Raw genomic sequence first — 370 nt, 5'->3', positions numbered from 1 at the left:
CCTGCGCTTCCGCCACGCCGGGACCTACGCGGAGCTCTCCTACACCGGCCTGCGGGACGCCGCCCGCCGGGTCGGCCGCGCCCTGCTCGCCCTCGGCACCGCCCCGGGCGACCGCGTGGCGATCCTCGCGGAGACCCGCCCGGAGTGGACCTGCGCCCACTTCGGCACGCTGGCGACGGGCGCGGTGGTGGTCCCGGTCTACCCGACGGCGGGCGACGAGGAGCTGGCCTGGGTCCTGACCGACTCCGGCGCACGGGTGGTGATCTGCGAGAACACCACTCAGGCCGCAAGGATCGCCCGCCTGGGTGAGCGCCTGCCGGAGGTGCGGCACGTGGTGCTTCTGGCGGGGGCGGAGGGGGTTGGCGGCGAG

At 76.5% G+C, this 370-nt stretch carries 1 protein-coding gene; it reads left to right on the top strand.

Annotated elements, in window-relative coordinates; genetic code table 11:
* A partial coding sequence (locus tag AB8Z36_RS42180; protein ID WP_369218582.1) for an AMP-binding protein occupies positions 1–370 on the top strand: 370 nt, incomplete at both ends.

This window comes from Streptomyces flavofungini, assembly GCF_041028215.1.
Taxonomy (GTDB): domain Bacteria; phylum Actinomycetota; class Actinomycetes; order Streptomycetales; family Streptomycetaceae; genus Streptomyces; species Streptomyces flavofungini_B.
Note: the sequence above shows the minus strand (reverse complement) of the source record. Positions and strands in the feature narration are given on the sequence as shown.